Raw genomic sequence first — 15221 nt, forward strand, 5'->3', positions numbered from 1 at the left:
CTCAGCAACGCCTGGCACACTCGTTGCCGACCGATCGATACAAGGAGGACACGGGCGGTGCCGACCAACGAACAGCGGCGGGCGACAGCGAAGCGCAAGCTCGAGCGGCAATTGGAGCGTCGGGCGGCCAAAGAGCGCCAGCGTCGCATCTTCACCATCGTGGGATCCGTGGTGGGTGTCCTCGTCGTCGCAGGCGGCGTTGCGGCCGCGATCATTCTCACCAGGGGCGATTCGGACAGCGAGACCACCGCCGCCACTGATTCCTCGACCCCGACGAGCACGGAGCCCGCCGGCCCGGGCACGCTGCCCGCGTTCGCGGCGCCTGCCGGTCTCGGCGACAACTGCGAGTACCCGGCAGCGGAGAAGGCCAGCAAGGAGAACAAGCCGCCGCGGACGGGCAAAGTGCCGACCGACCCCGCCGAGGTCAGCGCAAGCATGGAGACCAACCAGGGCAACATCGGCCTGATGCTGGACAACGGCAAGTCGCCCTGCACGGTGAACAGCTTCGCCAGCCTGGCGAACCAGGATTTCTTCAACGGCACCACGTGCCATCGGCTGACGACGTCAGAGTCACTTTCGGTGCTGCAGTGCGGCGACCCGACGGGACAGGGCACCGGCGGCCCTGGCTACCAGTTCGCCAACGAGTACCCGACGAACCAGTACCAGCCCGACGATCCGAAGCTGATGGAACCGGTGCTGTATCCGCGCGGCACACTGGCCATGGCCAATGCCGGCCCGAACACCAACGGCAGCCAGTTCTTCCTGGTGTACAAGGACTCGCAACTGCCACCCGGCTACACGGTGTTCGGCACCATCGATGAGACCGGGCTCGCCACGCTGGACAAGATTGCGGCGGCGGGCACGGCCGACGGTGCTCCGGATGGGGCGCCAAAGTCTGAGGTCAAGATCAATAAGCTGCAGCTGGATCCGTGACCAACCCGCCGCCGTACGGCGCGTATCCCCCGCCGTACGGCGGATATCCGCCGTACAGCGGATATCCGACGCCCCAGCCGACGAATCCGCTGGCGATCGCTTCACTGGTGTGCGCGCTCCTGTTCGCCCCTCTGGGCATCGTGTTCGGACACATCTCGCTGTCGCAGATCAAGAAATCCGGTGAAGAGGGCCGCGGGCTGGCGGTCGCGGGCCTGGTGATCGGATATCTGGTCACCGCACTCGCCATCCTCGTAGTGGTGCTGAGCGTGTTGTTCGTCATCGCGGTGGGCCGCAGCCTCGAGAACTTCGACAACGGGACGTCGTACTACACGGCAACACCAACGCAGCCGGTCGACGCCCCGCCGCTGCCAGAGTTCAAGCCGCCCGCCACGCTCGGGTCCAACTGCCAGTACCCGGCCACAACGGAACCGGCGAGCAAGCCGGCCAAGCCGCCCCGCACCGGGCGAGTGCCGACCGAGCCTGCGTTGGTCAGCGCCAGCATCACCACCAACCGCGGTGGCATCGGCTTGCAGTTGGACAACGCCAAATCCCCCTGCACAGTCAACAATTTCGCCAGCCTCGCTCAGCAGGGTTACTTCGACGACACCACCTGCCACCGGTTGGCCGCGACCCCGACGCTCGGAATGCTCCAGTGCGGCGATCCGAGCGGAACGGGTCAGGGCGGCCCCGGCTATCGATTCCCGAACGAGTACCCGACCAACCAATTTCGGCTGACCGACCCGATGATGCAGCAATCAGTTCTGTACCCGCGGGGCACGCTCGCGATGGCCAACTCGGGCCTGGGCACCAACGGCAGCCAGTTCTACCTCGTCTACCGGGACTCGATGCTGCCCCCGACCTACACCGTGTTCGGCACCATCGATCAGACCGGGCTGGCCACGCTGGACAAGATCGCCGCCGCCGGTGTCGCCGACGGAGGTGACGACGGCAAGCCCGAGCAGGACGTGATGATCGAAAACGTGCGACTTGACTGACGTCGCGGGCTATTTCGCACTGGTCATCGGCCTGTTCGCGGTCGTCTCGGCCGGTCTGCTCTTCGCAAAGGTGTTGCGCGCGCGGTCTTTTGTGCCGGTTCCCGCGCGCATCATCGAGAAGTCCATCGACGAGGCGTCGGTCCCCACCGCCGCCGGCGATTCGGGAGGGCCACGTTATGAAGCACGAGTGCGATACGCGTACGCGGTGAACGGGACAGAGTTCATCGGCGATCGACTGGGTCTTTACCGGACGACCTATCTGCGTGGCGCGGCGAAAAAGCACGTGTCGCGACTACCGGACACCGTGACGGTCTTCGTCGATCCGAAGAATCCGGCGACCTCAGTCCTGTCGCGGCAAGGACTGGGATTGGCGTTGTTGGTCGGGGGGTTCGGCGCCTTCGTCGTCATCATCGCGCTCGCCGTCATCCTCGCGTAGTGCGCTAGGAGCTGGGCCGCGTCTCGATGTAGAACTCGACGTCGTCGCCCTCGACCTTGGTGATCCGCATATCCGCGGTGTACTCCGTGCCCTCAGGCCCGGTGAACTTGCACTCGAACTTCGTTCCCACTTTGGCCTCGACGCCTTCGGGGCACTTGACGTCGTTCGGCGTGAAACCTGTTTGCTTCTTCACCAAATCGACGACGGATTGTGCGGCGCCATCGGGCTTGATGGTCGAGCCGCAGCCGGTGATCAGCACGGCGACAGCGACAATCGTCGCCACAAGTGCGGTCCGCATCGCCGAATTATGACAGAAATTGACGAGCGTGCGATTCTTTGCCGAAAACCGTCACGCCGCGGATGTCACACGGTAAACGTCGTACACGCCCTCCACGTTGCGCACCACGTTGAGCAAATGGCCCAGGTGCTTCGGATCGCCCATCTCGAAGGTGAATCGGCTAACCGCAACCCGGTCATCGGAGGTGGTCACCGAAGCAGACAGGATGTTCACTTTTTCGTCGGCGAGCACCCGGGTCACGTCAGACAGCAACCGGTGCCGATCCAATGCTTCCACCTGAATCGCGACCAGGAACACCGACGACGGCGATGGTGCCCACTGCACGTCGATGATCCGCTCCGACTGTTCCTGCAGCGATGACGCATTGGTGCAGTCGGTGCGGTGCACGCTGACTCCGCCACCGCGGGTGACGAACCCCATGATGATGTCCCCGGGGACGGGTGTGCAGCATTTGGCGAGCTTGGTCAGCACCCCGGGGGCGCCGGGCACCGCCACGCCGACATCGTCGGTGCTGCGCTGGCGCACCGGCATGGTGGCCGGCGTTGAGCGCTCGGCGATCTCGTCGGCGGCGTCCTCATCGCCGCCGAGTTGCGCCACGAGCCGCTGCACGACGTGCCGCGCCGAAACATGACCTTCGCCCACCGCGGTGTATAGCGCCGAGACGTCGGCGTAGCGCAGCTCACGCGCCAGCGCTGCCACCTGTTCGGCATTCATCAACCGCTGCAAAGGAATTCCGGCACGACGCACTTCACGCGCGATGGCGTCCTTACCGGTTTCGAGTGCTTCTTCGCGGCGTTCCTTCGCGAACCATTGGCGGATCTTTGCCTTCGCCCGGGGCGAGACCACGAACGTCTGCCAGTCACGCGACGGGCCGGCGTTGGGCGCCTTGGACGTGAAAACCTCGACCTGGTCGCCGTTTTCGAGCTTGCGCTCCAAGGCGACCAGCCGACCGTTGACGCGGGAACCGATGCAGCGGTGGCCTACCTCGGTGTGCACGGCGTAGGCGAAATCCACCGGCGTAGAACCGGTCGGCAGCGTGATCAGATCACCCTTCGGGGTGAACACGAAGATCTCCTGGACCGCAAGGTCGTAACGCAACGACTCGAGGAACTCGCCGGGGTCGGCGGCCTCCCGCTGCCAGTCGAGGAGCTGACGCATCCAGGCCATGTCGTCGATCTCCGCGGCACCACTGGCGGCCGAAAGCCCGTTGCGGCCTTTGGCTTCCTTGTAGCGCCAGTGCGCGGCGATGCCGTACTCCGCCGTCTTGTGCATATCCGTGGTGCGGATCTGCACTTCCAGCGGCTTGCCCTCGGGTCCGACGACCGTGGTGTGCAACGACTGATACACACCGAACCTGGGCTGGGCGATGTAGTCCTTGAAGCGTCCGGCAATCGGCTGCCACAGCGAATGCACCACGCCCACAGCCGCATAGCAGTCGCGGACCTCGTCGCAGAGGATACGCACACCCACGAGGTCGTGGATGTCGTCGAAGTCGCGGCCCTTGACGATCATCTTCTGGTAGATCGACCAGTAGTGCTTGGGCCGGCCTTCCACCACCGCGTTGATCTTCGACGCAGTCAGCGTCGCGGTGATCTCGGCACGCACCTTCGCCAGATAAATGTCGCGCGACGGCGCCCGATCGGCGACCAGCCGCACGATCTCCTCGTACTTCTTCGGATGCAGGATCGCGAACGACAGGTCCTCGAGCTCCCATTTGACGCTCGCCATACCGAGCCGATGTGCCAGCGGCGCAATCACTTCCAGCGTCTCGCGGGACTTGGCCGCCTGCTTCTCCGGCGGCAGGAAGCGCATGGTGCGCATGTTGTGCAGCCGGTCGGCGACCTTGATCACGAGCACCCGCGGATCGCGGGCCATCGCGAGGATCATCTTGCGGATGGTCTCGCCCTCGGCGGCGGTACCCAGGGCGACCTTGTCCAGTTTTGTCACGCCGTCGACCAGGTGGCCGACCTCGGTGCCGAACTCCTCGGTCAGCGCATCGAGGGTGTAGCCGGTGTCCTCGACGGTGTCGTGCAGCAGGGCCGCGATCAGCGTCGTGGTGTCCATCTCGAGCTCGGCCAAGATGTTGGCCACGGCCAGCGGATGGGTGATGTACGGGTCACCGGAGCGGCGCAACTGGTCGGCATGCCGCTCGTCGGCCACCTCGTACGCGCGCTGCAGCAGGGTCAGGTTCGCCTTCGGATAGAACTGCTTGTGGACGGCCACCAGCGGCTCCAGCACCGGGTTCACGGCGCTGCGCTGTGCCGTCATCCGGCGGGCCAGCCGGGCCCGCACCCTGCGCGACGCGCTGGTCGCCGCCTTCGAGGAATCCGCCTTGGGGATCTCCAGGGGCTGCGTCTCGGCCATCTGCGCACTCGGCGGCGACTGCACGGCCTGGCCCGTGCCGGGAGCATCCCCGTTTGCAGCCACCGTCACCTCCTGAAGTCGCTCAGACTTTCCAGAATACGGCTCAGACGGTGAGCAAGGACGTCACAGGCAGCGGTTTGAGCACTTCGCGCCCGCTCAGCGCCGTCAGCTCGAGCACAACCGCAGCGGCTGGAACCTCCGCACCGCAGTGTCGCAGCAGCTTCTCGGTCGCCGCCATCGTCCCGCCGGTGGCGAGAACATCGTCGATGATGACGACCGTTCGCCCTTCGAGATCGATGCCGTCAGCAGGCAGTTCCAGCGTCGCCGAGCCGTACTCCAGCTGGTAGGTCTCGCTGTGCACCGGCGGCGGCAACTTGCCACCCTTGCGGACCGCCAGCACCCCAGTCCCGAGTCGCAGCGCGACCGCGGCTCCGAGCAGGAAACCGCGCGCGTCGATACCCGCTACCAGGTCGGCGCCCTCGGCCGTCTCAGCGAGCGCGTCGGTGACCTTCGCCAGCCCGTGCGCGTCGGCCAGCAGGGGCGTCAGATCCTTGAACTGGATACCTGGCTCGGGAAAATTCGGCACCTCACGCATCAGCGATGCGACGAGTGCCGAGATGTCCGACTCGCTCACCCGCCCAGAGCCCAACGATCCATGTTCCATCCCGCGCCCCATCGAGTCGGACTGCTGCTTACCGCGTACATGTCTTTCGACGTCAACACGGTTCGCTGCTGACGATAGAGCGGAATGGTCGGCATGTCAGTCCACAGGATCGATCCGCCTTCACCGAGCAGTCGAGACAGCTCCTTCGGATCGGATGTCACCGCGATCGCCGCGATGATGCCGTCGACACGCTCGTTGGAGAAGCGCGACAAATTATTGCCATTGGCGGAATGCAGATCGTAGGCGTCCATCGAATTGGATCCGGTCGAACCACTACCCGCCGCGCCACCCGTGCTGGCGATCAGAACGTCGATCTCGTTGCTGCGCAGCGTGAGTGGTCCAGTTTCGTTGGACGCGACGTCCTGCACGGTGATGCCGGCGGGAGCGCACGCCTTGGCAATCGCGCCGACGGTCGCGGCGAGCCGGGCGTTGGGGCTCTGATAGCCGATGCGGACGGTCAACGGCCGCCCATTGATCGCGGCCCGCGCCGCCACCGGATTGGCGACGGTGAACTTGCCGCCTTCGACCGCACTTTCGGCCGCGCTGTAGGCATCCTCGGTGACGGGATTCAGCCGTGCGTTCGCGATCGGCACCTGGGCGTTACGGGCGATGACGTCACGGGGGGTGCAGAGGGCCAGCGCGCGTCGCTCCGGCGGCGCAGACATCGGACCCTTCGAGGAGAAGATGAGCTGTTCGATACCGGCGGACGGAGCGTCGGTGCGGACGTAATCGTCGGGCAGGTTCAGCGTGCCGGACGAACCCGTAGATACGTCGACGACGTCGTAGGCGCGCTGGTTGATGCGGTCCTGAATGTCGGCACCGCGCGGCCAGACAGTGATTCTGGAGGTGACCGGCGCCGCTCCCCACCACTTGTCGTTGGCGACGAGCTTGACGGCGCCTTCGTCAGTGACCGAGTCCAGCTTGAACGGGCCCGACGACGGGAACTTCTTGAGGTCGATATCAGGCGTCAGGTTCCAGGTGGTGTTCCACGCCTTAGCGATTCGGTCGATGGCCGCGAGGTCGTTATTCGTGATCGCGGCGGTGACGCCGCCGTCGGGCAGACCAAGTTCATCGGCGATCACATGCGACGGCATCATCGACGTCGCGGCGAACAGCTGACCGTAGTCGACGAATGCGCGGTCCTGCGCGAAGGACACGCGGGCCTTCTTCTGGCCCGGCGCGCAGTCGACCGACGCGATGTCGGTGTAGCCGGCACGACTGGCCGCGTCGAACCCGGGGAACCGTCCGGACTGCGACGCCCAGGCCAGGACCATGTCGTCGCACGAGATCGGCTTGCCGTCGGAATACACCGCGGCGGCGTTGATCTCATAGTCGAGGATCAGGGGCGCCCGGCCGACCACCGAGATCTTGCCAAAGTCGTGGTCACCGACGATCTGGCCGTCGGGGCCGTGATAGTTGAAACCTGTCAGCACCCTTGCGAACGCCTGCGGACCCCCGGATGCGGCACCGGCAACCGTGTTGGTGTTGTAGGTCGACAGCAAGCCGTCCATCGCGAAGTCGATGCTCTCGGCGGGGCCCCGCGAACACGCCGACAGACCCGCGGCACCGACCGTCAGCACGGCCGCCAGAGCACCCGCACGCCGGCTCCATGCCATCATCTGGGCTACCGCCGCCGGGCGTCGCGCTTACCCGACGGTCGTCCGGTCCGGCTGTTCGTCGGCCGGACCGGCCGCGCGCCGGGCGCGGGCTTGTCCGGTGGTGGCGTGGTGCTAGCCGCCGGCGACGACACTGCTGCCTTCGCCTGCGTCGCCTTGCCCTCGCCTGGCTCCTCGCCGATGTCCTGCGTGCTGTCCGACAGCTTCGCGGCACTTCCCTTGCGGCGGTTCAACACCCGGCGGGTGTGGTTGCGCACCACTGTGGTGCGTTCCCGCAGCGACACCAGCAGCGGTGTGGCGAAGTAGATCGACGAGTAGGTACCGACGATGACGCCGACGAGCTGTACGAGAGCCAGGTCCATCAGTGTGCCGACGCCCAGCAGCCAGACCGCGACCACCATCAGCGCCAGAATCGGCAGCACCGAGATCACGCTCGTGTTGATGGACCGCATGAAAGTCTGGTTGACCGCGAGGTTGGCGTGCTCCGCGAACGTCCGGCGGGTGGTGTGCTCGAAGCCGTGGGTGTTCTCCTCGACCTTGTCGAACACGATCACGGTGTCGTAGAGCGAGAAGCCCAGGATGGTCAGCAGGCCGATGACCGTCGCGGGCGTGACCTCGAAACCGACGATGGAATAGATGCCGGCGGTGACGACGAGGTCGAATACCAGCGTGGCCAACGCGGCGACCGCCATGTAGCGCTCGTATCGCACCGTGATGTAGATCGCGGCCAATGCGAGGAACACCACCAGGGCGATCAGTGCCTTCTCGGTGATCTGTCCGCCCCAGGTCTCCGACACCGCGGAGTCGCTGATGGCGTTCTTGTCGGGCTGACCGTCGGGACCGCGCGGCTGGAACGCATCGAACATCGCGGTGCGCAGCGTCTCGATCTCTTGGTTGTTCAGGGTCTCCGAGCGAATCTGCACGGTGGCCGAATCGCCACTGCCGACGACGACCACGGCGTCGGCTTCCTTGCCCAACGCCTCGCTGAACACGTCTTCGACCTGCTGGGTGCTGACGATGCCACTGGCGGTCTGCGCCGGCATCGATACCTTGGTGCCCCCCTCGAAGTCGATGCCGAAGGTGAAGCCGCGGATCAGGATGCTCGCGACACAGATGGCAACGATCGCGCCGCTGACGGAGAACCACAGCTTGCGCTTGCCGATGACCTCGAATGCGCCGGTACCGGTGTAGAGCCGGGTGAAGAAGCCATGCCGTGGCGTCGCGGCCTCGAGGTCAGGCGCCTCGACGGCTTCGGTCAGCACGTTGTCCACGTCTGCGTTTTTGTCTTTGTGTTTGGCGGCCATGTCGCTACCCCCGTCCCGTCACGTGTGCGGCCGCACGGCGCTCGCGGGCGATCTGCTGCACCGCGCCCAAGCCGTTCAGCTTCGGCTTCGCCATGGTCGGCGACTTCGACGCCATGTAGACGATCGGCCACGTCACCAGGAACACCACTACGACGTCGAGGATGGTCGTCAGGCCCAAGGTGAACGCGAAGCCCTTCACCTGGCCGACCGCCAGGACGTAGAGGACGGCCGCCGCCAGGAACGTGACCGCGTTGCCGGACAGAATCGTCTTGCGTGCCCTGTTCCAACCACGGGGCACAGCCGACCGGAACGATCGGCCGTCGCGTATCTCGTCCTTGATGCGTTCAAAGAACACGACGAACGAGTCGGCGGTCATACCTATACCGATGATCAAACCTGCGATGCCGGCCAGGTCGAGCGTGTAACCGATGTATCTACCGAGAAGCACCAGGATCGCGTAAACCATTGCGCCGGAAGCGACCAACGACAGCGCGATGAGAACGCCCAGTATTCGGTAGTACAGCAGCGAATAGAGCAGCACGAGCGCGATACCGACTGCACCTGCGATCAAACCGGCGCGCAACGAGGTCAAACCCAATGTCGCCGAGACGGTTTCGGCCTCCGAAGACTCGAATGACAACGGGAGCGAACCGTACTTCAGCACGTTGGCGAGTTCGCGCGCCGTCTGCTCGGTGAACTGACCGCTGATCTGAGTGCGACCACCGGGGATGGGCTCACGGATCTCGGGTGCGCTGACCACTTGGGAGTCCAGCACGAACGCGGTCTGGGTACCGACGTTCGCGGCGGTGAAGTCGGCCCAGATCTTGGTCGCGTCGCCCTTGAACTGGACGTCGACGAGGTAGATGCCCTGCTGCTGATCGAAGCCCGAGCTCGCATTCTCGATCTGCTCACCGCTGATGATCGACTTGTCGAGCAGATAGACCTCTTTCCCGTCCTGCGAGCACGTGACCAACGGCAGGTTCGGGTCGTCGTTACCCGCGAGCACGTCGTCCTCGCCGCAGCGGGTGGCCTGGAATTGCAGCGCCAGGATCTGGATCTGCTGATCGCTGCTCTGCCGCAATTCCTTCTCGTCGGCAATGCGCTGGGACAGCGGGACGTCACCGGACGGTGGAGCCGGCGTCTGCGTCCCAGGGGCCGGTGCAGGCTCCTGTCCCGGCGCTGGCGTCGGCTGTGGCGGTGCCGGCGGCTCCGGTACGGGCTGGGCCGGCGGCTCGACGGGATAGGGACGAGGCTGCGGCGCGGGCGACTGGGCCGGCTGCTCGACGGCACCTGGCGGGAGGACTACCGCGCCGGGGTCGGCCCCTGGAGGCGCTCCGGGCGCTCCCGGCGCCCCGGGGATGCCGGGAATCCCTGGTTCTCCGCCCGGTAAGCCCGGAGGTGTCCCCTGCGGCGCCTCTGCCGGCGGCTGCTGCTGGGGCTGCGCCGCGGCCGACGGCATCGCGTGGACCACCGGCCGGATGTACAGCCGCGCCGTCTGGCCCAGGTTGCGCGCCTCACTGCTCTCGTTACCGGGAACGGTGATGACGAGGTTGTCGCCGTCGATGATGACTTCGGACCCCGACACGCCAAGACCGTTGACGCGATCGTTGATGATCGTCTGCGCCTGATTGAGGGCGTCACGGGTGGGACGGGAGCCGTCCGGCGTGCGAGCGGTGAGAGTTACGCGGGTGCCACCCTGGAGGTCGATGCCGAGCTTGGGCTCGGCCTTCTTGTCCCCTGTCAGGAACACCAACAGGTATGCGCCGACCAGCAGTACCAGAAAGAGCGCAAGGTAGCGGGCAGGGTGCACCGGCGTTGAAGGCGATGCCACGTTTCTAGGGTCTCCTCGAGATCAGTTCGTCAGCACCGCAAAGGGTACGTGCTCAGGCTGAGTAGTCAGCCCTCAGTCCTTGGTGTTCGGGCTTTCGGTGATTTCGGTCGCCGTCGATTCCTCGTCTTCGACGTCCTCGAAATCATCGTCATCGGTGATCTTGTCGCGCACGGCCAGCTTCATCCACGTGGTTACCACGCCAGGCGCGATCTCCAGGTCGATGGAGTCGTCGGCTATGCCGGTGATCGTGCCTTCCAGGCCCGAGGTCGTGTGGATGCGATCCCCGATCTGCAGCGACTCGTGCAGATCGATCGTGGCCTGCATCGCCTTCTTCTGTCGGCGCGATGCGAAGAACATGAACGCGCCCATGATGATGATGAGGGGCAGGAAGATGACCAGATCCATGTCAGCAGCAGTCTTTCGTATCGGTCTCGGTGTCACAGCGCAGACCGGCAGGTCAGACGCTTCGTCAGTGACCAGTGTGCCATTGCGGCCCCGGATGACCGAGGCCCCCATCGTCGCGGCCCGGTGTTAGCTTGCTGTAGTGCTCGGGCACCTCGGCGTCAACGTTCCTGATCTGAGGGCGTCCAAGAGCTACTACGACGCGGTCATGCCGCTGCTGGGATTCGACGAGTTTGTCGCCGCAGAAGACGAGTTCGCCTACCGGCCCGCGAGCGGCAAGCCTGGCACCTATCTGTTCTTCTATCCGTCGGCCGAGGACTCGCGGTATTCGCGGCACCGGACCGGTCTTCAGCATTTGGCGTTCATCATGCGGTCGCGCTCGCTCGTGAACGACGTGCATGAGCTCGTTGTCAGCGATCTGGTCCCGCGGTTCGGCGGCGAAGTGCTGCACCAGCCTCAGGTTTTTCCGCAGTATCCGCAGCCGTACTTCGCGACGTTCTGGCTCGACCCGTGGGGACTGATGCTCGAAGCGGTGTGCCATCACGACCGCGATTGACTGATCGCGACGAATTCCGTTGTGTTGATCTATGGCAACGGACGATTCCGTCAGAAGCTGGCGGAGTTTTCAATCGGATCGGTGCATAGCCGACTAGGCTCGAACCGCGGCGCGGCATGCGCCGAATCCACATCGACAGGAGTCGGAATTGAGCACCGTCGAGCAGAGCCGCTACCTCGCCACCGAGATACCCGGCCCGCTTTCGCAGGCGCTGATCGACAGGAAGACCGCCGCCGTTTCCCGCGCGGTGGGCAACACCATGCCCGTGTACGCGTCGCGGGCGTTCGGCGGCATCGTCGAGGACGTCGATGGCAACCGGCTCATCGATCTGGGGTCGGGCATCGCGGTGACCACCATTGGTAACTCGTCGCCCGCCGTCGTCGCCGCGGTGCAAGATCAGGTCGCCCGCTTCACCCACACGTGTTTCATGATCACGCCGTACGAGGGCTACGTCGCGGTTGCCGAGCAGCTCAACCGGCTCACGCCGGGCAGCGGCGACAAGCGATCCGCGCTGTTCAACTCCGGCTCAGAGGCAGTGGAGAACGCGATCAAGGTCGCGCGGACCTACACCCGGAAGTCGGCGGTCGTGTCGTTCGATCACGCCTATCACGGCCGGACCAACCTGACCATGGCGTTGACCGCGAAGTCGATGCCCTACAAGCACGGCTTCGGTCCGTTCGCACCGGAGATCTACCGCGCACCGCTGTCGTATCCGTTCCGCGACGCGGAGTTCGGCAAGGAGATGGCCACCGACGGTGAGCTGGCGGCCAAGCGCGCCATCACAGTGATGGACAAGCAGGTTGGCGCCGATAACCTCGCCGCGGTCATCATCGAACCCATCCAGGGTGAGGGCGGGTTCATCGTGCCCGCGGACGGCTTTCTGCCCGCGCTGCTGGACTGGTGCCGCGACAACAACGTCATCTTCATCGCCGACGAGGTGCAGACCGGTTTCGCCCGCACCGGCGCGATGTTCGCGTGCGAACACGAAGGCATCGAGCCCGATCTGATCGTCACCGCCAAGGGCATCGCTGACGGCATGCCGTTGTCCGCCGTCACCGGTCGCGCCGAGATCATGGACGCACCGCATGTCAGCGGACTCGGTGGCACCTACGGCGGCAACCCGGTCGCGTGCGCGGCGGCGCTGGCGACCATCGAGACCATTGAGACCGACGGGCTCATCGAGCGGGCGCAGCAGATCGAAGCGCTGATGAAGGACCGCCTTGGGCGGTTGCAGGCCGAAGACGACCGGATCGGTGACGTGCGCGGTCGCGGGGCGATGATCGCGATGGAGCTGGTGAAACCAGGTAGTACCGAACCCGATCCCGATCTGACCAAAGCACTGTGCGCAGGATGCTACGCCGCGGGCGTGATCGTGTTGTCCTGCGGCACATTTGGCAACGTGCTCCGCTTCCTTCCCCCGCTGACCATCAGCGACGACCTTCTCGTTGAAGGTCTCGATGTCCTCGCGCTCGTGCTCAAAGACCTTTAATCGAAAGGAAACTCACGCTGTGACCAAGGTTCAGAATTTCATCGGCGGCGAACTCGTCGACTCCGTCAGCGGCGCAACGATGCCGCTCGTCGACCCGAGCACCGGCGAGGAGTACGCCACCGCGCCGATCTCCAATGAGGCCGACATCGACAATGCGTACTCGGCCGCGTCGAAGGCGTTCAAGGACTGGAGGCGCACGACACCGTCCAACCGTCAGAAGGCGCTGCTCGATTTCGCCGACGAGGTGGAGCGCAACGCGCAGGCACTCATCGAGGCCGAGGGCCGCAACACGGGCAAGCCGAACCACGTCACGGCGGCGGAGGAGATCCCGCCGATGCTCGATCAGATTCGTTTCTTCGCCGGCGCCGCAAGGGTGTTGGAGGGCAAGTCGGCCGGTGAGTACATGGAGAATCACACCTCGTGGATTCGCCGCGAGCCGGTGGGTGTGATCGGCCAGGTATCGCCGTGGAATTACCCGATGATGATGGCGATCTGGAAGTTCTGCCCGGCGATCGCCGCGGGCAACACTGTGGTGATCAAACCCAGCGACACCACTCCGGTCACCACGGTGATGCTCGCCGAGATGGCCGCCAAGCACTTCCCGCCCGGTGTGCTGAATGTCGTGTGCGGCGACCGGAACACCGGCGCCGCGGTCGTCGCGCATCCGACACCGGAGATGGTGTCGATCACCGGTTCGGTGGCCGCCGGCCGCGCGGTGGCCGTGAGCGCGGGCGGACACTTGAAGCGCACGCACCTGGAGCTAGGTGGTAAGGCGCCGGTGATCGTGTTCGACGACAGCGACATCGCCAGCGCCGCAGAGGGAATCGCAACGGCCGGTTATTTCAACGCCGGCCAGGACTGCACCGCGGCCACGCGTGTGCTGGCGACGGCCAAGGTGGCGTCGGATCTGACCGACGCCCTCGCCGAGCAGGCGCGCGGCGCGACCACGACGTTCGGCAAGGCCGCCGACGACGAAGACGCCTGGGTGCCCCCGGTCAACAACGTCAACCAGATGGAGCGGGTGCTGTCCTTCTTCGCCGACGTGCCGTCGCATGCGAAAGTAGCCGCGGGCGGAGAACGCCAGGGCGACAAGGGGTTTTACGTGGCGCCGACAGTTGTCGGCGGGCTTCACCAGGACGACCGGTTGGTCCAGCAGGAGATTTTCGGCCCAGTGATCACGGTGCAATCGTTCTCCGACGAGGACGAAGCGATCGCGTGGGCCAACGGCACGGAATATGGCCTGGCGTCATCTGTGTGGACGAAGGATGTGTCGCGGGCACTGCGAGTGTCGGCGGCGCTGGACTTCGGATGCGTCTGGATCAATACCCACATCCCGCTGGTCGCCGAGATGCCGCATGGCGGCTACAAGTCTTCGGGTCACGGCAAGGATCTGTCGATGTACGGCCTCGAGGATTACACGCGCATCAAGCACGTGATGGCCTTCACGGGCTAGGCGGGTTTTCGCGAAATTGCATTCCAGCAGGTGGCTACTCGCACTTCCGCTGCTGAAATTCCATCTCGCGGTTGATGAACTCGGTGATCGACCGTAGAACCAGTTCGCGGTCGATCAGCAGCGGCGAGGAATGGCCCGAACCAGCGGTGGCGACGACGGTGGCGTCGGTCATGGAGTCCGCGACAGCCTGCGCGTCGGCGGGGCGCCATCCGGTGATGTCGTCACGAGCGGCGATGAGCAATGTGGGTGCGGTGATTCGGGCCATGTCCACGGTCATGTCCGGCCGGTTGAGCATCATCGACCGCATAGCGTGGAACATCGCTCCTTTCTGCGCGTCGGTGAATCCGCTCATCACGGTCTTCGCGAGATCGGGTGCGGCTGCATATGATTCGCGCCCGACGAGCGCATCGGATAAAGGCTTCAGCAGGAGTGGGTTGGGACCGGTGAGCCGGTAGAGGTGCACCAGTGGCCAGACTTGGGTCCAGCGCTCTCCCGTACGCAGCGGGTGCGCCGGCGTGCCGATGGTGGTTAGCGTCCGGATCCTGTTGGGCTGGTGTGCGGCCAGCTGAATTCCGACATGGCCACCCCAGGCATTGCCCACCCAGTCGACCCGATCGAGTCCGAGAGCGTCCAGTACCTGCGCGGCCGCCGATACGCACTCGTCGAAGGTGAAATCGCGATCGACCGGCTCACTGCGGCCGTGTGACGGTCCGTCGATGACGTATACCGAATGGTCGCGCGTCAGGTCGTCCTGGAGACCACACCAGGATCTCGAGTCGAGAAACAGGCTGTGCCACAACACGACCGGCGAACCGCCGCCCATGCGCTCGACGTGCAAGCCACCCAGACCGGTGGTGATGAACTCGGTGACCATCACTAC

At 65.1% G+C, this 15221-nt stretch carries 14 protein-coding genes; 6 read left to right on the plus strand and 8 right to left on the minus strand.

Annotation, left to right across the window (positions count from 1 at the left end):
* Positions 1 to 57 precede the first annotated feature (57 nt).
* The 3 genes from ACIA48_RS15250 to ACIA48_RS15260 are packed head-to-tail and all read left to right on the plus strand — an operon-like array spanning position 58 to position 2364.
* A complete protein-coding gene (locus ACIA48_RS15250; RefSeq protein ID WP_396732627.1) occupies positions 58 to 933 on the plus strand; it encodes a peptidylprolyl isomerase in 876 nt (291 codons plus the stop codon).
* Complete coding sequence (locus ACIA48_RS15255; RefSeq protein ID WP_396732629.1) at positions 930 to 1928, plus strand: peptidylprolyl isomerase; 999 nt, start codon at positions 930 to 932, stop codon at positions 1926 to 1928. Before ACIA48_RS15250 ends, ACIA48_RS15255 begins: the two co-directional genes overlap by 4 nt.
* Positions 1921 to 2364, plus strand: coding sequence for a DUF3592 domain-containing protein (locus tag ACIA48_RS15260; RefSeq protein ID WP_396732632.1), 444 nt, complete (start codon positions 1921 to 1923; stop codon positions 2362 to 2364). Before ACIA48_RS15255 ends, ACIA48_RS15260 begins: the two co-directional genes overlap by 8 nt.
* Before the next feature lie 4 nt (positions 2365 to 2368).
* On the opposite strand, the gene ACIA48_RS15265 is transcribed toward ACIA48_RS15260, so the two are convergent.
* The 7 genes from ACIA48_RS15265 to yajC form a co-directional block, all read right to left on the minus strand.
* Positions 2369 to 2662 (minus strand): DUF4333 domain-containing protein, encoded by a 294-nt coding sequence (locus tag ACIA48_RS15265; RefSeq protein ID WP_396732635.1) that lies wholly within the window; start codon positions 2660 to 2662, stop codon positions 2369 to 2371.
* Positions 2663 to 2713: 51 nt separating this feature from the next.
* Positions 2714 to 5026, minus strand: coding sequence for a RelA/SpoT family protein (locus ACIA48_RS15270; protein WP_396732889.1), 2313 nt, complete (start codon positions 5024 to 5026; stop codon positions 2714 to 2716).
* Positions 5027 to 5129: 103 nt separating this feature from the next.
* Positions 5130 to 5690, minus strand: coding sequence for an adenine phosphoribosyltransferase (locus ACIA48_RS15275; RefSeq protein WP_396732638.1), 561 nt, complete (start codon positions 5688 to 5690; stop codon positions 5130 to 5132).
* On the minus strand, positions 5657 to 7309 hold the full coding sequence (locus ACIA48_RS15280; protein WP_396732641.1) for an ABC transporter substrate-binding protein: 1653 nt from the start codon (positions 7307 to 7309) through the stop codon (positions 5657 to 5659). The genes ACIA48_RS15275 and ACIA48_RS15280 overlap by 34 nt, the downstream gene beginning before the upstream one ends.
* Before the next feature lie 5 nt (positions 7310 to 7314).
* Positions 7315 to 8610, minus strand: a complete 1296-nt coding sequence (secF, locus tag ACIA48_RS15285; protein WP_396732644.1) for a protein translocase subunit SecF — start codon at positions 8608 to 8610, stop codon at positions 7315 to 7317.
* A 4-nt stretch (positions 8611 to 8614) separates the two neighbouring features.
* A complete protein-coding gene (gene secD / locus ACIA48_RS15290) occupies positions 8615 to 10441 on the minus strand; it encodes a protein translocase subunit SecD (RefSeq protein ID WP_396732647.1) in 1827 nt (608 codons plus the stop codon).
* Positions 10442 to 10513: 72 nt separating this feature from the next.
* The gene (gene yajC, locus ACIA48_RS15295; RefSeq protein ID WP_396732650.1) at positions 10514 to 10846 is read right to left on the minus strand and encodes a preprotein translocase subunit YajC; all 333 of its coding nucleotides are present in this window, start codon (positions 10844 to 10846) and stop codon (positions 10514 to 10516) included.
* A gap of 139 nt (positions 10847 to 10985) precedes the next feature.
* Between yajC and ACIA48_RS15300 the strand changes: the two genes are divergently transcribed.
* The 3 genes from ACIA48_RS15300 to ACIA48_RS15310 all read left to right on the plus strand — a co-directional run bounded on the left by ACIA48_RS15300 (position 10986) and on the right by ACIA48_RS15310 (position 14341).
* Positions 10986 to 11399, plus strand: coding sequence for an extradiol dioxygenase (locus tag ACIA48_RS15300; RefSeq protein WP_396732653.1), 414 nt, complete (start codon positions 10986 to 10988; stop codon positions 11397 to 11399).
* Positions 11400 to 11547: 148 nt separating this feature from the next.
* Positions 11548 to 12888 (plus strand): 4-aminobutyrate--2-oxoglutarate transaminase, encoded by a 1341-nt coding sequence (gene gabT, locus ACIA48_RS15305; RefSeq protein WP_396732656.1) that lies wholly within the window; start codon positions 11548 to 11550, stop codon positions 12886 to 12888.
* 19 nt (positions 12889 to 12907) lie between these two features.
* A complete protein-coding gene (locus ACIA48_RS15310; RefSeq protein ID WP_396732659.1) occupies positions 12908 to 14341 on the plus strand; it encodes a gamma-aminobutyraldehyde dehydrogenase in 1434 nt (477 codons plus the stop codon).
* A gap of 34 nt (positions 14342 to 14375) precedes the next feature.
* Here ACIA48_RS15310 and ACIA48_RS15315 read toward each other — a convergent pair whose 3' ends face one another.
* On the minus strand, positions 14376 to 15215 hold the full coding sequence (locus ACIA48_RS15315; protein ID WP_396732662.1) for an alpha/beta fold hydrolase: 840 nt from the start codon (positions 15213 to 15215) through the stop codon (positions 14376 to 14378).
* Positions 15216 to 15221 lie beyond the last annotated feature (6 nt).

It is taken from the genome of Mycobacterium sp. NPDC051804, from assembly GCF_044452905.1.
Taxonomy (GTDB): domain Bacteria; phylum Actinomycetota; class Actinomycetes; order Mycobacteriales; family Mycobacteriaceae; genus Mycobacterium.

Bases quoted from the DNA above. Each gene is read 5' to 3' on its own strand.
- ACIA48_RS15265 (WP_396732635.1), bottom strand. From the start codon at position 2,662: ATGCGGACCGCACTTGTGGCGACGATTGTCGCTGTCGCCGTGCTGATC.
- ACIA48_RS15270 (WP_396732889.1), bottom strand. From the start codon at position 5,026: ATGGCCGAGACGCAGCCCCTGGAGATCCCCAAGGCGGATTCCTCGAAG.
- ACIA48_RS15275 (WP_396732638.1), bottom strand. From the start codon at position 5,690: ATGGAACATGGATCGTTGGGCTCTGGGCGGGTGAGCGAGTCGGACATC.
- ACIA48_RS15280 (WP_396732641.1), bottom strand. From the start codon at position 7,309: ATGATGGCATGGAGCCGGCGTGCGGGTGCTCTGGCGGCCGTGCTGACG.
- secF (WP_396732644.1), bottom strand. From the start codon at position 8,610: ATGGCCGCCAAACACAAAGACAAAAACGCAGACGTGGACAACGTGCTG.
- yajC (WP_396732650.1), bottom strand. From the start codon at position 10,846: ATGGATCTGGTCATCTTCCTGCCCCTCATCATCATCATGGGCGCGTTC.
- ACIA48_RS15315 (WP_396732662.1), bottom strand. From the start codon at position 15,215: ATGGTCACCGAGTTCATCACCACCGGTCTGGGTGGCTTGCACGTCGAG.